The sequence below is a fragment of the Rossellomorea sp. NPDC071047 genome, assembly GCF_050270195.1.
Lineage (GTDB): Bacteria > Bacillota > Bacilli > Bacillales > Bacillaceae_B > Rossellomorea.
On the sequence record NZ_JBNNJT010000001.1, the window covers coordinates 289,827 to 304,378 of the forward strand.

20 protein-coding genes, 1 tRNA gene and 2 riboswitches are annotated in these 14,552 nt (G+C 39.7%); of the genes, 13 read left to right on the forward strand and 8 right to left on the reverse strand.

Annotated features, from left to right (window positions below):
* The first annotated feature begins 545 nt into the window (after nucleotides 1-545).
* Complete coding sequence (locus ACQKFO_RS01435) at nucleotides 546-1,652, forward strand: hypothetical protein (protein ID WP_427596549.1); 1,107 nt, start codon at nucleotides 546-548, stop codon at nucleotides 1,650-1,652.
* A complete protein-coding gene (locus tag ACQKFO_RS01440; protein ID WP_427596550.1) occupies nucleotides 1,652-1,966 on the forward strand; it encodes an MTH1187 family thiamine-binding protein in 315 nt (104 codons plus the stop codon). Before ACQKFO_RS01435 ends, ACQKFO_RS01440 begins: the two co-directional genes overlap by 1 nt.
* A gap of 54 nt (nucleotides 1,967-2,020) precedes the next feature.
* Here the strand turns inward: ACQKFO_RS01440 and ACQKFO_RS01445 are convergent, their stop codons facing one another.
* Both ACQKFO_RS01445 and ACQKFO_RS01450 read right to left on the reverse strand, forming a co-directional pair.
* Nucleotides 2,021-2,374, reverse strand: a complete 354-nt coding sequence (locus ACQKFO_RS01445; RefSeq protein ID WP_148969665.1) for a winged helix-turn-helix transcriptional regulator — start codon at nucleotides 2,372-2,374, stop codon at nucleotides 2,021-2,023.
* A gap of 618 nt (nucleotides 2,375-2,992) precedes the next feature.
* A complete protein-coding gene (locus ACQKFO_RS01450; protein WP_148969664.1) occupies nucleotides 2,993-3,166 on the reverse strand; it encodes a DUF2759 domain-containing protein in 174 nt (57 codons plus the stop codon).
* 200 nt (nucleotides 3,167-3,366) lie between these two features.
* Between ACQKFO_RS01450 and ACQKFO_RS01455 the strand changes: the two genes are divergently transcribed.
* Nucleotides 3,367-4,002, forward strand: a complete 636-nt coding sequence (locus tag ACQKFO_RS01455) for an MBL fold metallo-hydrolase (protein WP_427596551.1) — start codon at nucleotides 3,367-3,369, stop codon at nucleotides 4,000-4,002.
* A 46-nt stretch (nucleotides 4,003-4,048) separates the two neighbouring features.
* On the opposite strand, the gene ACQKFO_RS01460 is transcribed toward ACQKFO_RS01455, so the two are convergent.
* Complete coding sequence (locus ACQKFO_RS01460; RefSeq protein WP_113970494.1) at nucleotides 4,049-4,294, reverse strand: DUF2626 domain-containing protein; 246 nt, start codon at nucleotides 4,292-4,294, stop codon at nucleotides 4,049-4,051.
* An 81-nt stretch (nucleotides 4,295-4,375) separates the two neighbouring features.
* A complete protein-coding gene (locus tag ACQKFO_RS01465; RefSeq protein WP_427596552.1) occupies nucleotides 4,376-5,074 on the reverse strand; it encodes a helix-turn-helix transcriptional regulator in 699 nt (232 codons plus the stop codon).
* A gap of 218 nt (nucleotides 5,075-5,292) precedes the next feature.
* On the opposite strand from ACQKFO_RS01465, the gene ACQKFO_RS01470 reads away from it, so the two are divergent.
* Entirely contained in the window at nucleotides 5,293-5,673 is a 381-nt protein-coding gene (locus ACQKFO_RS01470; protein ID WP_427596553.1) for a Spx/MgsR family RNA polymerase-binding regulatory protein, read from the forward strand.
* A gap of 108 nt (nucleotides 5,674-5,781) precedes the next feature.
* Here the strand turns inward: ACQKFO_RS01470 and ACQKFO_RS01475 are convergent.
* Together ACQKFO_RS01475 and ACQKFO_RS01480 are read right to left on the reverse strand one after the other, a co-directional pair.
* Nucleotides 5,782-5,853 (reverse strand) — tRNA-Gln (locus ACQKFO_RS01475).
* Between the two features lie 81 nt (nucleotides 5,854-5,934).
* Complete coding sequence (locus ACQKFO_RS01480; RefSeq protein WP_427596554.1) at nucleotides 5,935-6,573, reverse strand: cupin domain-containing protein; 639 nt, start codon at nucleotides 6,571-6,573, stop codon at nucleotides 5,935-5,937.
* Between the two features lie 252 nt (nucleotides 6,574-6,825).
* On the opposite strand from ACQKFO_RS01480, the gene comGA reads away from it, so the two are divergent.
* From comGA to ACQKFO_RS01525, 9 genes are all read left to right on the forward strand, one after another.
* Complete coding sequence (comGA, locus tag ACQKFO_RS01485) at nucleotides 6,826-7,866, forward strand: competence type IV pilus ATPase ComGA (RefSeq protein WP_427596555.1); 1,041 nt, start codon at nucleotides 6,826-6,828, stop codon at nucleotides 7,864-7,866.
* Nucleotides 7,850-8,872: a competence type IV pilus assembly protein ComGB gene (gene comGB / locus ACQKFO_RS01490; protein ID WP_427596556.1), complete on the forward strand. Its 1,023-nt coding sequence runs from the start codon at nucleotides 7,850-7,852 to the stop codon at nucleotides 8,870-8,872. Before comGA ends, comGB begins: the two co-directional genes overlap by 17 nt.
* Nucleotides 8,873-8,990: 118 nt before the next feature.
* Nucleotides 8,991-9,296 carry a competence type IV pilus major pilin ComGC gene (gene comGC / locus ACQKFO_RS01495; RefSeq protein WP_148969609.1) on the forward strand — a complete coding sequence of 102 codons (306 nt, stop codon included), beginning with the start codon at nucleotides 8,991-8,993 and terminating at the stop codon, nucleotides 9,294-9,296.
* A gap of 4 nt (nucleotides 9,297-9,300) precedes the next feature.
* A complete protein-coding gene (comGD, locus tag ACQKFO_RS01500) occupies nucleotides 9,301-9,738 on the forward strand; it encodes a competence type IV pilus minor pilin ComGD (RefSeq protein WP_427596557.1) in 438 nt (145 codons plus the stop codon).
* Nucleotides 9,722-10,048 (forward strand): hypothetical protein, encoded by a 327-nt coding sequence (locus tag ACQKFO_RS01505; protein WP_427596558.1) that lies wholly within the window; start codon nucleotides 9,722-9,724, stop codon nucleotides 10,046-10,048. Before comGD ends, ACQKFO_RS01505 begins: the two co-directional genes overlap by 17 nt.
* On the forward strand, nucleotides 9,975-10,478 hold the full coding sequence (comGF, locus tag ACQKFO_RS01510; RefSeq protein ID WP_427596559.1) for a competence type IV pilus minor pilin ComGF: 504 nt from the start codon (nucleotides 9,975-9,977) through the stop codon (nucleotides 10,476-10,478). The genes ACQKFO_RS01505 and comGF overlap by 74 nt, the downstream gene beginning before the upstream one ends.
* Before the next feature lie 16 nt (nucleotides 10,479-10,494).
* Nucleotides 10,495-10,827, forward strand: coding sequence for a hypothetical protein (locus ACQKFO_RS01515; protein ID WP_427596560.1), 333 nt, complete (start codon nucleotides 10,495-10,497; stop codon nucleotides 10,825-10,827).
* 3 nt (nucleotides 10,828-10,830) lie between these two features.
* The gene (locus tag ACQKFO_RS01520; RefSeq protein WP_427596561.1) at nucleotides 10,831-11,340 is read left to right on the forward strand and encodes a shikimate kinase; all 510 of its coding nucleotides are present in this window, start codon (nucleotides 10,831-10,833) and stop codon (nucleotides 11,338-11,340) included.
* Between the two features lie 47 nt (nucleotides 11,341-11,387).
* Nucleotides 11,388-11,567 carry a YqzE family protein gene (locus ACQKFO_RS01525; protein WP_044340022.1) on the forward strand — a complete coding sequence of 60 codons (180 nt, stop codon included), beginning with the start codon at nucleotides 11,388-11,390 and terminating at the stop codon, nucleotides 11,565-11,567.
* Nucleotides 11,568-11,646: 79 nt separating this feature from the next.
* On the opposite strand, the gene ACQKFO_RS01530 is transcribed toward ACQKFO_RS01525, so the two are convergent.
* Both ACQKFO_RS01530 and ACQKFO_RS01535 read right to left on the reverse strand, forming a co-directional pair.
* Nucleotides 11,647-12,438 carry a YqhG family protein gene (locus tag ACQKFO_RS01530; RefSeq protein WP_427596562.1) on the reverse strand — a complete coding sequence of 264 codons (792 nt, stop codon included), beginning with the start codon at nucleotides 12,436-12,438 and terminating at the stop codon, nucleotides 11,647-11,649.
* On the reverse strand, nucleotides 12,407-14,107 hold the full coding sequence (locus ACQKFO_RS01535; protein ID WP_427596563.1) for a DEAD/DEAH box helicase: 1,701 nt from the start codon (nucleotides 14,105-14,107) through the stop codon (nucleotides 12,407-12,409). Before ACQKFO_RS01535 ends, ACQKFO_RS01530 begins: the two co-directional genes overlap by 32 nt.
* 174 nt (nucleotides 14,108-14,281) lie before the next feature.
* Nucleotides 14,282-14,373, forward strand: a riboswitch (glycine riboswitch).
* Between the two features lie 3 nt (nucleotides 14,374-14,376).
* Nucleotides 14,377-14,455, forward strand: a riboswitch (glycine riboswitch).
* Nucleotides 14,456-14,552: the final 97 nt, after the last annotated feature.

Sequence of the window (14,552 nt, forward strand, 5' to 3'; positions counted from 1 at the left end):
GGCTTGATCAGCCCCGACAAGCATAAGATGAATTGGCCGGGAAGGCGTCCTTTGCCTTCTTGGCCAATTTAGCTTATGACCTCGAGGGGCTAGCCGGTGGAGCTGGACGACAACAAAAGCGCAGGCGGCTTGATCAGCCCCGACAAGCATAAGATGAATTGGCCGGGAAGGCGTCCTTTGCCTTCTTGGCCAATTTAGCTTATGACCTCGAGGGGCTAGCCGGCGGAGCTGGACGACAACAAAAGCGCAGGCGGCTCGAACAGCCCCGACAAGACAATATGAATTTCGACTTATCACAAAAAATGACTCGAAAAATCTTTTGACAGGTTCCATAAATAACTATTGTAGAAAGTGAAAATCAGGAGTAAAATTAATCATCATCCTATTTAAAGAATAACCGATCGTGGTGACCCAAATGGTGTGTGAGTGAACATCTGGTCATCACTTTTTTGAATTTTTGTAATGTTTTTTTAATAATTTTGAAACATTTTCTGATTTAAAACGTACTAATTATTATGGAATAAATTGAGGGAGGGAGAAGGATTTTGAATAAGAAAAAGGTAAGTGTTTTGCTGTTTTTGCTATTAAGTATACTGTGGCTATCAGCTTGTCAATCTGAACATACTCAAACTTCTCCCCCCGGGAAAGAGAAGACTGAAAACAAGGAAGTCGTTTCAGGAATTCTTGCTCAAGACAGTTTTGTAGAAAACATTGGCTGGCTTTCAGATTCAGAGGTTCTGTCCGTACAAAATGATGATGGTCTATCTTCATTTTTTATATATAATCTCTATGATGGAAGCAATAAGAAGATCTATAGTAATTCTTCGTCTTTTGTGAGTGCAAGCATTTCACCCGATAAGAAAAAAATACTCATCCATTCTGCACCAGCATCATATTCAGCCAGGGTGACGATTATAGACAGAGCAGGAGAGGTGTTATTTCAAGAAGACATCCCATCCTATGAACTGACTCATTCTTGGAACAAGTTTAATGACAATGCTTTACTCATGACCAGCTTCAGCGAAGAGTGGAGCTTTCAAGTCTTTCATATTGATGTAGAAGCGAAATCAATGGATCCCATTGAAGTTGAGCAGCCATTTGTGCAATGGCAATCGAAATCCTCCATTCTTTATCAAGATTGGAATCCGGAAGAAATCAGCGTTGCAGCTCCACTCATATCCCAGAACATTCAGGGTGGTGGGAAGGAAATGATTGTGGATACAAGCGTCCACTTCAATCAATTTAACGATTCTCTTTTATCTATCTTTTCTCGTGAAGAAGTAGGTCCGTTTACGTATCAATTCATTACTTCTAATGGTGAGATTCAGTCTGAATTTAAAGTAGATCTGTTGAGTCGTTATTCTGATTGGTTAATTCCTCACTATGATATGATAGAAGGGAAGGGTCAGTTGATTACTTTCGTGGCAAATGAACCAGGTGCCTTTGATACTTACTCCGGTACATTCTCATTAGAAAAATGGGATACTGTTTCTGGAAAAGGAAATGTTCTTTTTGAGGACCTTCCTTTAGAACCTATTCAGTGTTCACCAAATGGGGATTATTGTTTATATGGAAATCAACTTGAGAAAGTAATCGATTTGACAGACTCAACCATCATTCAACTACTGAAAGAAGAAGGAGCAGATCTATAATGGCAATCGTTGATGTTACAGTCATTCCAATCGGGACGGAATCACCTAGTGTAAGTTCCTATGTAGCGGACTTACATAGAATACTTAAAGAGTATGAGGAAAAAGGGGAAATCCGCTTTCAATTAACTCCGATGAATACAATCATCGAGGGGGATCTTCCAGTTTTGTTTCAGGTCATACAAGACATTCATGAATCCCCTTTCCAACAGGGTATTAAACGGGTAGCAACAAATATTCGGATTGATGATCGCCGTGATAAGAAGACTACAATGGAAGGAAAGCTATCTTCTGTACAGTGTCAACTTGAACAATAAGCAGCTAACAAGGGGTGAGTATCTTAAAGATACTCACCCCATTGTCTTCATGAACTATGCTTCCTCACTATCCACCAACACTTCGCTTTTGTCAGGATAGGTTTTCTCAATATGCTGTTCTCCCCATTCACATAGCATATCTAAAGGTCCTTTTAACGACCATCCATACTCAGTTAATTCGTATTCTACTTTTGGGGGAACTTGATTGTAAATAATTCTATTGATGACTCCATCTGCTTCGAGCTCTCTTAGCTGCTGCGTCAGCATTTTCTGAGTGATTCCAGGCATTAGTTTCTTCAATTCACTGGTTCTCCGCTTGCTTTTAATCAAGTGACAAAGAATCACAACTTTCCACTTGCCCCCGATGACTTCTAAGGAAGCCTCTACAGGTATATTATATTTTTTCACTAGTAATCCTCCGTTCCAGAACGATCATTTCTATATAGGATAGACTGCTACACAGGCTATTATCCTGGTCGACATAAATATATTTCCATTATAACGTACCCGTTGCAAAGGTCTATAGGGTACTTTTTAGTGCCTACATAACTAATAATTTATTTATCATCAGTGGTAGTGTGAAAACATGGACCGTTCCTTTCCGCTTCAGGCACTTGCTTTCCTCTATCTCCCGCAGGAGTCAAGTGCCTTCCGCTACAATCCACTCTGAGCTACTATATTTTAACTTTATTATGATGGATAGACATTCACAAAAAAGCTCCTATTGTAGAAAGTTTTTTAGTGGTTTCCTCTTGTACTGTCACGAAGATTACTTATAAATGGTGAGGGGAACTGCGTAGACTCCTGCGGAAGTACGAGCGTGCCGAGACCCCGGAAGCGAAGCTGAGGAGGCTCGGCCGAACGTCCGCGGAAAGCGGAGCGGTTCCCCTCACCATTTAGCACACACTGTTTGACAGAGCGCTTGCAGATCTTATTTATAAAACCGAATGTTTACTAATAGAGCCAAAGTAAAAAAGCCGTCCGTTATGAAACGGATGGCTTTTTTATGATGATTCATTTGTTTAATTAATGCCCACCTGGGTAACCAGAGTGAAGGACAGTCATAATTGTAAACCAACCAAAAACACCTAATGTTGCCAGGGAGAATAGAATTCCCATAGCGTTCTTGTTTTTGAAAGTGCTTACTACCGCAAACAATGCTAATAATGTAACCAATGCTGTAATAATTACAAGACCCATTTATATGACCCCTTTCATTAAAATGCGTTTTTACTACATGATGACTATATGTACATAAATGCACTCATTAACATTTTATATTTTTTTCCTCTGTTTGTCGAGGTCAAAAATTTGACACTTCTATGGCACTCTTTCCACCATGTTTTTATGATGTGATAAGTTCTGCTACAATAATAGTATCACATTTGGAGGTGGATACGTTGCAGTGGAAACAAATTCCGTTAGGTCCCTTACAAACCAACTGCTATATTCTATGGAACACAAAAAATGAATGCCTGGTAGTGGATCCTGGTGGTGAGGGGGAGAAGCTGATTCAGTGGTTAGAGAATCATTCGTTAACTCCGTTGGCCATTCTCCTTACTCATGCTCATTTTGATCATATTGGAGCGGTTGATCAAGTACGTGACAACTATAGCATTCCGGTATATATCCATGAGAAAGAAGCTAAGTGGTTACTGGATCCTGCTTTAAACGGATCTCAATTATTCATGATGGGTGACCTGATCCGACTTAAGCCAGCTGATTACATATTAACAAATGAAAAACACCTGAGCATTGGTGATTTTCAGCTAGAACTATTTGAAACGCCTGGTCATTCACCTGGTAGTATTTCTTATTATGTACAAGAAAGTGGAATCGTATTAGCAGGAGATACGTTATTTATGGGCAGTATCGGAAGATCTGATTTACCTGGAGGAAATCATAAAGAGCTCCTGGCAAGCATTCATGAAAAGTTGTTAACGCTGCCTGAGAGCACGACGGTTCTACCTGGTCACGGTCCGGAAACATCGATCGAAGGAGAAATGGATTCAAATCCATTTTTAAATGGATTTTAACATTCACAAAAAAATTCCCTTTAGCCATAAGCTAAAGGGAATTTTTTTAGTGTCCTCCTGCACCCGGAGTCATCATAAAGGTCGTCCAATAAGTAAATCCAGCAAAGAACACTGTTAAGTAAGCACCGAAAATGTAAATATACATACGTTCGGACAGTTTTAAATAGCTAAGCATAATGAAGAATCCTGTTTGGCCTAAAAAGATTAATGATGTCGTGGTCATATCACCAAGATAGAACATTACAGCAAAAATACCAGTCCAAAATCCAAGAACTCTAAACATACGATCCATATGTAACCCTCCTTTGCACCCTAAGTCCATCATTCAATATTATAAATGAATACTACCATAAAAGTAAATATCCGTTTGCTTTTAGTTTGTGACGATTACGTGATATCTACACGTGGAACAGTCATTTATCATATTTTCTTCTTGTTTAAATTCTTCCACAGAGTATAGAGTTTCAAACATTCCTTTTAATAATGCGTTGTGTAAACCACATATGAACACCGGTTCCAGCTGAGCATTCTCAAAAAAAGGGCAATGATCATAGTGGAACTTGATTTGATCTGAATCACTGATTGCCTCATCTAAAGTAAAGCCGATCGATTTGGCGATTTCTGATAATACATGCAGCTTTTCAGCATGAGTTAACCCAACTAAGGATAGGTTACGGCTTTCAAGGTAGTGGTCCACCAAACTTTTACCGTACTCATATCCTGTCTCCACCAGAACCCTAAAACCTTCTTCTCCCAGCTTGGCTAATGAGGCAACGGCGAGGTCGCTAAGCAAACGGAAGTCTCGAGGAGGAAATGATAACTGGACGAGTTCTGCAGATGGAATATATCGTTTGCCTGGCCTGCCACCTTTGCCGGTCTTAACATATTCTGATTGCAACACTCGTATTTCTTCAAGCTTTGATAGGTGTAGACGGGCAACATTCGGGTGAATATGAAACTTCTCGGCGATGTCTTGAACTGAGAGCTCACGCTTTCTCTCACTAATGTACAAGTAAATGGAATAACGGGTCGGGTCTGAAAGTACGCTTGTAACCTTCAGTGTCATATCCATTAATGAAACACCTCAATTTTGTGGTTAATAACTCTATTATAAGCCTCGAGTAAAAGAATGGATATGAATGAAAATCCTATTAGAGCTTGATTCATTCATTGTTTATAAAAAGTTCACAAATTCCCAAGGGATATTACTATACAAAAGTTATACAACTAATGTACAATATGTTTAACAAATCCTAAACATGCAAGCTTAAATTTAAGGAGGTCATGAAAGTGAATAACCTGACATTTTTTACTTATCCGAGCTGTACCTCTTGCCGAAAAGCCAAAAAATGGTTAACTGCCCATTCCGTTGATTTTGATGAAAGACATCTATTCAGAGAGACGCCTACCCATAGAGAGCTGATGGAGCTACTATCCCTTACCACCGATGGACTCGATGAAATATTGGCCACAAGAAGTCAAACCTTCAAAGAATTAGGTAAAGATGTGAACGATTTACCTCTATCAGAAGTGATTAAATTAATTATCAAAGAACCAAAACTTCTCCGCAGACCCTTGTTAACAGACGGTAAAAAACTGGTGGTCGGATACAACCCAGAGGGATTGCAAAGCCTTGCTAACAAGGACAGATCGTTGAAGAAAAGCAGCTGAATATAATTATTAATAATAGGTTGGATTGAAAACGGCAGGCACTTTGTGAAAGTGCCTGCCGTTTTCAATGTGGTAGTGGGGCTGAGCAAGCCGCCTCCGCTTTTAATACTGGGCTAGCTGGATTCGAACCAACGCATGTCGCAGTCAAAGTGCGATGCCTTACCGCTTGGCTATAGCCCATTGAGTCATCTTTACAAAATATAGTATGGTTATATTTTGCCATTCTATTCACTTGTTTATAAAAAAAGTCCCTCCCGGTTTCTAAATGGTTTTTGGAATGCACTGACGATAATAACAAGGATTTGGCTGATATTGATAATGGTAAGGGGAATAGGCGAAATGGGACTGTCGTTGAGATAAATGTCTTTGAGATTCTAAGCAGCCAGGACCGATGTAAGTACTTGGTTTCACATTTTCTGTCGTTTTGATCCACTCAGATTCATTCATACAATAATTGTAAGCCATGACGCTTGAAGGCGTGAATTTTAAGATATCAGAACCCAATATCACTTCCGGGGTAGATGCATTAAATATGGCTAAAAGGTGGGTTTGATCTTTAGTTGCTTCCTCATAATGCCACCAGCCTTGTGGAACGTTTGCCACCTGTCCAGGTGAGATACGGAAATTCAAGACTTCCTTAGTATATGGGTTGAGCATGGAAACAACAGCTTCACCGGAAATACAATAGACCAGTTCAGCTGCGTTCTGATGGTAGTGTGGTTCCACAAAATTATGTTTACTTAAATAGATATCAAGCAGGGAAGAGTTATCCAACGTATTCAACTGATTTAGACCTAAGATATTTATTAAATTTTGATTGTCTTTTTTAAATAAGGGACTTTTATTCACATCAAAAGAGAATTGTGCTTCCGGAGAGGTGTAATCCATGTATTTACTCATGGGAGGTTGTCACCACTTTCGATTTTATGATTTTTATTCTTTTTATGTATATGGGCGAGGATTGAATGTGTGAATGACTGGGGTCGGGGTTGAGCATGGAAGAAGTGATTTCAATTTTCCCAAATGTATTTGGCGGGAAAAAATTTCAAGAAAAAGAAGGATTTTGTAAATTAATGTCGTATATCTTAAGTTAGGAAAACAGAAAGGTGGTGCCTATGTATATTTCACTCAGTAGAATCCCTATCAGAAGTAATGATTGGAGAAGCTTTCAGCAGTGAGGCGACAGATGTTCATGTAATACCGAGAACGAAAGATTACTTGATTCAGTTTAGAAAACTCGGGGTTTTAGTACCGTTCCAGACCATTGATTCGAATCAGGCAGAACGATTAATTGCCCATTTAAAGTTCATGGCTTCCATGGACATTGGAGAAAAACGAAAGCCGCAAAGTGGCTCCTTCAGCCTTACCGTTCGAAATACACCTCTATCTCTCAGAATATCTACCTTACCAACTACTCATTTAAAAGAAAGTCTCGTCATTCGTATACTCCCCCAAAAGTATCAAATACCAATCGATAAAATGTCCCTGTATCCTTCATCTGCAAAAAAATTACTCGCTCTACTTATGTATTCTCATGGTCTCATTATATTCACAGGACCGACCGGCAGTGGGAAAACGACAACTTTGTATTCCCTTGTCCATCACTGCACTGTTGCCCTGAACCGAAATGTGATCACTCTAGAAGATCCAGTTGAGAAGCAACATGAAGAAATGGTGCAAATCCAAGTGAATGAAAAAGCGGGGATTACGTATTCCGCTGGATTAAAAGCGATATTGAGGCATGATCCCGATATTATTATGGTGGGGGAAATACGGGATCGGGAAACAGCTGAAATTGCGGTGAGGGCTGCTTTAACAGGTCATTTAGTGATAACGACCATGCATACGAGGGATGCAAAAGGTGCGATTTACCGTTTAATGGAATTAGGAATCGAATGGCATGATATTCAACAAACACTGTTAGCCGTATCGGCACAGAGATTACTAAAGTTAGTGTGCCCGATTTGCAAAACGGAGTGTGGAGGGAATTGTCTTCGAGGTAAAAAGGTTAATAGAGCTTCTGTCTATGAAATTGTAACAGGAAGTGCTTTGAAAGAAGTAATAAAGGAGGCGAAGGGGGAGTCGGTCCAGTATCGGTATCATACACTCCAAACCTTGATCAATAAGGGGGTGGCACTAGGATTTGTTTCAGAACTTGAATATAGGAAATGGGTTCATGAAGAAAAGCGATGATCAAGGTAAGTTTCTTAAAAGGCTTGGAGACCTCCTCCAAAAGGGCTATAGTTTTTCAGAAGCCATCGATTTTCTCTTGCTCCCTAAAGAAAAGAGTACGCTCAAATTAAAAAAGAAAATGATGGGTTCGCTGCAAAAAGGAGAGTCCGTCTCTTCAGTCATCAACAATCAGCTAAATTTCCCGAGTCAAGTCAGTGCACAAATTTATTTCGCCGAGCATCATGGTCAAATGGGCCACACTTTATCAGAGGCGGGAAAATATCTGATAAAAAGAAGGAAAAACCAGCAAAAAATACAACAAGTCATTCAATATCCATTCATGCTCATCATCGTTTCGATTTTAATGATGGTCTTACTTCGAAAAGTTCTATTTCCAAGATTTCAGTCTCTGTATACTTCTATCGGATATGAACCTTCAGCGAATCTTTTGCACCTCCTCCACTTCATCGAAAGGTTTCCAATGATTTTCAGTATATCTTTACTATCACTCATTATCTGCACAATAGTATTCTCCCTGTTCAAAAAAAGAATTTCTTCTATTAAAATCTCAGTCGCCCTATGCAAAATTCCTTATCTGTCAAATTATTTAAGGCTTGGTCACTCACACTTTTTTGCGAGAGAACTTAGCTTCCTTCTCACAAGCGGAGTATCCATCACAGAGTCCCTTCTCATCATCGAAAGTCAATCCTTCCGACCAACGTTACAATACGTTTCAAAAAAATTGATCAAAGGATTAAAAGAAGGGAAACCATTTCATGAATGTTTCTCATCGCTTCCGTTTTTTCAAAAAGAGTTACCCTTCGTTGTCCATCACGGTCAATCCAATGGACGATTGGCAGAAGAACTGGGGCTTTATAGTGAGATATGTTTTCAAGAATTAGAGGAGAATACCAATGCATTACTTAAATATATTCAGCCGATGATTTTTACTTTCGTAGGTCTATTCATAATGGCGATTTACTTCTCCATTATGATGCCGTTATTTCAGATGATGCAGGGTATTTAGAAAAAATCTAAAAATAGCCAATTCCAGCAATGCCTCTAAACGGCAGAACATTAAATGAGTTTCCCCGCTCACCGACTTCACATTAGTAACAAATACACAAAACTCAAGGAGGAACACCATGCTCAAAAACGAAAAAGGCTTCACCCTAATTGAAATGATGATTGTTCTATTAGTCATATCTGTATTGCTTTTTATTACGATACCCAACGTCACCAACCAAAGCAATTCAATTAATTCCAAAGGCTGCGAAGCATTTGTTCATATGGTGGAAGGACAGGTTGAGGCATACAAAATGGATGGGAATGCGCTTCCGGTCACCATAGATACCCTCGTCACAGATGGGTATCTAAATGAGAATTATAAAGCCTGCCCCGACGGAAGTGCCATCACCATTGATGCCGAAGGGAAGGTAACCTCTAATTAATGAAGTGAGAAATGGAGAAGCGGGGTATACCCTTATTGAGATGCTTGTCGTCTTATTGATTTTCACGACCCTTCTGTCTTGGGTCAGCTTTTCTGTCCTACCTATGAAAGAAATGAATGAAAAGAGCTTATTTCTTTCCCAGCTCCAATCAGACCTCTATCAGATCCAGAGCTACAGCATTAGACATCAAGTCCCCATCACCTTGACCTTTTACCCTACAACAAATAAATACGTTGCGAAAACCGCTACCAGACAAATGATTGTCTCAAGAGAGGTATCATCCTCCATTCAGTTTACATCAGTAAACAGCATATCAGACATTACATTCTATCCGGATGGAAATACAAATCGATTCGGCAAGCTGAACTTAAAAATGGGAGATACCATGATTCAGCTCATGTTTCAAATTGGGCAAGGGAGGTTTTATGTACAAGAATACTAGAGGCTTCTCACTTCCGGAAACCCTAATTGCTTTCAGCTGCATCCTTATGATAGCAGGTGTATTTATACCTTTTCTCATCCAATATGCATCTCAACTTCAACGACTTCAGCATGAAGTGGAGGCTTTGAAATTTCTTGAAGAAGGGGTGGAGAAGGCAATCGTCAGTCACGAGTATGTGAATCATTCAAGAATGTATAAAGGAGTCAGATATGAACTCGATTGGAAAGGGGGAGTCAATGAAGAAGCGTGTGTCCAATATCATAAAAGAGACGCGGATCCCCGTGAAGTCTGTATCTCAAAGGCTGAATAACAAAGGATATACATTAATCGAGGCACTGTTAAGCTTCACAGTATTTTGCATGATTTCCCTATGCATCCCTCTCATCATGAAGGGTTTTTCTACGATTAAAAATGATATGGTTCCTCCACATTATTATGAATGGAATCTATTCAATGAAAGTTTGAGAAATGAACTATGGAGAGGGGAAAGTGTAGTGATCACGCCAGATAACATCTCTTTTCTGGTGAGTGGTGAATCCATTTCGTACGAAAAGTATAATCAATCCATTCGAAGGAGGGTAAATAATCGAGGGCATGAAGTCGTTCTGCAGTCAGTGGATTCATTTAGCTTTGCTTCCATTATCCAGGGAGTGCATATGGAATTGGAGTTTGTGGGTGGAGAAAAAGTGGAGGGGGAATTCTTTTACTTTTCAACCGAACAAGGAGCAGGGATCCCTTAACAATAAGGGATTTATATTGCCATATACTTTATTGCTGCTGATGATTGTTTTATCTATAGGGTTTGCTGCAAAGGATCTTTTTATTAGTAAATATCTATACTTAACAAATTTAAAATACATTTATGAAAGAAACGTGAGTGTGTCCCATGCGGTCCTGTTGGAGATGGAGAGCGGGTTGCTTACTTCCAAACAATTGAAAGGGGATTATGGTGAAATCGTGACCCACAGCGAAATGGTCAACCCGGATGAAATAAGATTGGAAGTGACATTCAAACGGGATGAGAAGCTTTTTCTTCCAACAACGGTTGTGTATAATAGGGAAACAAAACACATAATAAGTTGGGAGTAGAATATGAAACCGATTTTCTTTATTGGATTTATGGGGGTAGGAAAAACGACGATTGGGAAACATCTTGGGGAATTACTGAATCTTCCGGTCATTGATATGGACAGTTACATTGAGAACAAAGAGAAAAAGTCTATTAATGAGATCTTTAATCAGCAGGGAGAACAACATTTCAGGGACCTGGAAAACAAAGTGCTCCTTGAGTTAGTCAACAAGCAAGCGATTATCACTACGGGTGGTGGAGTGATTGAAAGGGAAGAGAACCTGGAGATCTTACGACAACAGGACTTTGTAGTCCACCTGACTTGTCCTTTTGCTTCCTTATGGTCCCGTTTAGAAGGCGATGAAAATCGTCCACTCGTACAAAACAACTCCAAGGAACGTTTATCGAGTTTGTACAACCTTCGCTTCCCACTGTATGAGAGTGGAAGCTCCATAACGATTCATACAGACAATAAATCCATAGAAGAGGTTATTGAAGAAATACTGCCTCATCTAGATGGGCAAGCTGAATAAATTACTTATAGCCGGGCATACTGATAAAAGCAGGAGGTGGTGCTTTTATGTCAGTGAATGATTATGTTAAATTCATAACACAAACATTTGTCCAACATTATGAAAAATCACCTCATGAACGTAAAAGTATAAAGAAGCAACGGAAGAATGAAAGAGAACCATTCCTATTTCGCTGGTTCGGGATTATTCCATATGCTTTCATGATCATGTTTAAGAAAAATAAATAAAAAAACGGCTGCCTGATGGGCAGTCGTTTTTTTATGTATGGAAAATGGAGTAAGGCAGATCCACTTACTCCGGTTATGATTAATTGGAATGCTGTAAATAAAAAATCCCGCCATTGATGATATCAATGGATATCTTAGGTTCATATTGCTCTTTCAATGCTTGTTGTTCCAGGAAATAAGATTCAGGCTTTTCCTCTTGATCTCCGTAAAAGTGATTCAATAATTGTAAATCTTCTTCCCATGTCTTTCGTGCCTGCTCAGCCCATTCAACAGGTTCTTTTTTGATTTCTTCATATAGGTACGTTTGAATGCGGTTCACTCCGCTTTTCGGTTTAATGATCGGTGTCAATGTGAAACTGAAATCAGGAATCTTAGGTGTCAGGTTTCTGGACATCAATGACGTGTGAAAGTTTTCCTGAATGACGCCATTGATCAGGTTTAATCCGATGCTTCTAATACTGTCTTTCTTTCGGTTGGATTGATACGAAATTTTGATATTCAGTCCGAGCCATGGATGAAGAGGGGTTTGCTGACCATTCGGTGTGAGCCGGTTTTCGTATAAGCGAATGTACCCTGCTAAATTTCTTGTTGAATGGAAGATTTGGTGTAACCGCGGAGAACCAAAGTGAATAGGTTCTCCTTTTAAGTCTTCAGGTGCTTTATCCGGATTGGTAATAAGGGATAATGTCATCGGATTTGGAATACCTCCCGTCTTTTCAAGGTAGTGCCAGTAGAATGGGCGGTTCATCAGCTCTTTATCTAAATCAATCGTGAGCTGGACGGTCATATGTCCGTCTCCGTTCGCCACCAGGTCACATCCATTAGCCACAAAGTATCTCTCAAGAAATTGATGAATTTCGTGCTGCTGCATTTGATTTCTCCTCCTTTAATTGTTCGGCAAATTGAATCATACTCGTTAGATTCTCCATTTTAATCTTCATTTCCCCTTCCGTCCTGGATGAAGAAAGAATATCGGTTACATGCTCTTCAAAGTCACGGAAATCCAGACGGGTCAGGATTTCATCCAATTGTCCGATTACTCGTTCAAAGAGATTGATCTTTTCATAAAGAAGCTTTAATATGTGTTCTTCGACCGTGTTTCTGGTAGCAAAATTGTAGATATGAACATCCTCTGTCTGTCCTAGACGGTGGACACGACCGATTCGCTGTTCTAACCTCATAGGATTCCATGGCAGGTCAAAGTTGATCACGTGATGGCAGAATTGAAGGTTGATTCCTTCCCCTCCGGCCTCAGTAGCAATTAGCACCTGTGCATGCTTTTGGAAGAGTTCACGCATCCAATCTTTTTTCCCTCGTTTAAATCCACCTCGGAAAGGTACGGAGCTTATTCCATGCTGTTTTAAAAACCATTGCAGATATAGCTGTGTCGCCCGGTACTCTGTAAATATAATCACTTTATCATTGATCGATTGGACGATTTCCAGTGCTTTCTGAGCCTTGGAGTTCATTGTCACGTTTTCTACTTTTTTCATCAGAGTCCCAATGGTATTCTCAAAACCAGCAGTCGGAGCTTCCTTCTTCTCAAGCATGTTTTTGAGAGTATAAAATACTGCTTCACGAGAGCTGCATGCTTCTCTTTGAAGTGTCAATAGAGAGAAGGAGCTTGAATTAGCCCAGTCATCATAGTTCCCTCTGAGCAAATCGATGCTGTTATATAAATCTCTTTCAGCTTCGTTAAAATCGATTAAGACAGTCTTTACGTGCCGTTTTGTCCATTCTATACCCGTATCGCTGCGTCTATTACGAATCATCACTTTGTTAATGAGACTTTTTAAATGTTCATCCTCTTGAAGAGTGCGATCACCTTTTTTATATCTGTCAGAAAAACCGGATTCATTTCCGAGATGTCCAGGCTTAAGGAGAGAAACCAGGTGAAAGATCTCTTCGACGCGATTTTGGATAGGTGTCGCTGTCAGCAGTAGGCAGAATTTCTTCTTTAGATTCTGGACAAATTCATAGTTTTTTGTTTTATGATTTTTCAGTTTGTGAGCTTCATCGATAATAACCAGATCATAGTCTTGTTCATACACTTTTTCCCGATGAGGACTCCGCTTAGCAGTATCCATGGAGGAAACGACAATATCGCACTGATCCCATACGTAACTTTTTCGTTGCGGAACAGCTGGAATGAAAAACTTACTATTTAATTCATAGGCCCATTGAGAGACAAGGGAAGCGGGAACCAATATTAATACTTTCTTCACCAATCCTCTAATCATGTATTCTTTCAATATCAATCCGGCTTCAATGGTTTTACCTAATCCGACCTCATCTGCAAGGATCGCTTTTCCGTTCATCGTTTCGACAACCTGCTTTGCTGCTTCCAACTGATGGGGGAGCGGAGTGACATTTGCCAAATGTTTTGGGGCTTGCAGGCCTTCAAAGTTCGGAATTGCAAGATGATGTTCAAATTCGATGGCCAGCTTATAAAGCTCCCAATTTCCCCATGGGCCATCGTTATCAATTAAATTCTCGAGACCCTCGCCCCATTCTTCATCAAATAAAACCTCAACATTCATCTGAAAAACATCTCCTTAATTCTAATAAAAATGATTGCTCAATCCTCGTATTTAATGGTAGGATGAAAATAGATTTTCAAATGTTAGAAAAACTCGAAAATCCGAACATTCACATTTACAACATTTCTTCTGTATATTTCTAGTATGACCAAATGTTTCAAGGAATATTGGCGAATGATAACAAGGGGAGAGACTGTGCATACAGCGCCGAAGGAGCAAGCACATTTAAGTGTGAATCTCTCAGGCAAAAAGACTCTTGTTGGACGCAACTCTGGAGAGTGTTTCCTTACAGGAAACCACCAAAGGGGAAAGCCGTTCTTCGGTAAACTTTCAGGTGCAAGGACAGAGAAACTTCTTTATGAAAAGGGGTTTTTCTGTCCTTTTTTTCATGGGATAAAACTTGGTTAAGGAAGAATGCATGTAAAGAAGATAAGGGGGAAAAGTC

Bases quoted from the DNA above. Each gene is read 5' to 3' on its own strand.
- ACQKFO_RS01440 (WP_427596550.1), top strand. From the start codon at position 1,652: ATGGCAATCGTTGATGTTACAGTCATTCCAATCGGGACGGAATCACCT.
- ACQKFO_RS01450 (WP_148969664.1), bottom strand. From the start codon at position 3,166: ATGGGTCTTGTAATTATTACAGCATTGGTTACATTATTAGCATTGTTT.
- ACQKFO_RS01460 (WP_113970494.1), bottom strand. From the start codon at position 4,294: ATGGATCGTATGTTTAGAGTTCTTGGATTTTGGACTGGTATTTTTGCT.
- ACQKFO_RS01465 (WP_427596552.1), bottom strand. From the start codon at position 5,074: ATGGATATGACACTGAAGGTTACAAGCGTACTTTCAGACCCGACCCGT.
- ACQKFO_RS01480 (WP_427596554.1), bottom strand. From the start codon at position 6,573: ATGAGTAAATACATGGATTACACCTCTCCGGAAGCACAATTCTCTTTT.
- comGA (WP_427596555.1), top strand. From the start codon at position 6,826: ATGATTGGAGAAGCTTTCAGCAGTGAGGCGACAGATGTTCATGTAATA.
- comGB (WP_427596556.1), top strand. From the start codon at position 7,850: ATGAAGAAAAGCGATGATCAAGGTAAGTTTCTTAAAAGGCTTGGAGAC.
- comGC (WP_148969609.1), top strand. From the start codon at position 8,991: ATGCTCAAAAACGAAAAAGGCTTCACCCTAATTGAAATGATGATTGTT.
- ACQKFO_RS01505 (WP_427596558.1), top strand. From the start codon at position 9,722: ATGTACAAGAATACTAGAGGCTTCTCACTTCCGGAAACCCTAATTGCT.
- comGF (WP_427596559.1), top strand. From the start codon at position 9,975: ATGAAGAAGCGTGTGTCCAATATCATAAAAGAGACGCGGATCCCCGTG.
- ACQKFO_RS01520 (WP_427596561.1), top strand. From the start codon at position 10,831: ATGAAACCGATTTTCTTTATTGGATTTATGGGGGTAGGAAAAACGACG.
- ACQKFO_RS01525 (WP_044340022.1), top strand. From the start codon at position 11,388: ATGTCAGTGAATGATTATGTTAAATTCATAACACAAACATTTGTCCAA.
- ACQKFO_RS01530 (WP_427596562.1), bottom strand. From the start codon at position 12,438: ATGCAGCAGCACGAAATTCATCAATTTCTTGAGAGATACTTTGTGGCT.
- ACQKFO_RS01535 (WP_427596563.1), bottom strand. From the start codon at position 14,107: ATGAATGTTGAGGTTTTATTTGATGAAGAATGGGGCGAGGGTCTCGAG.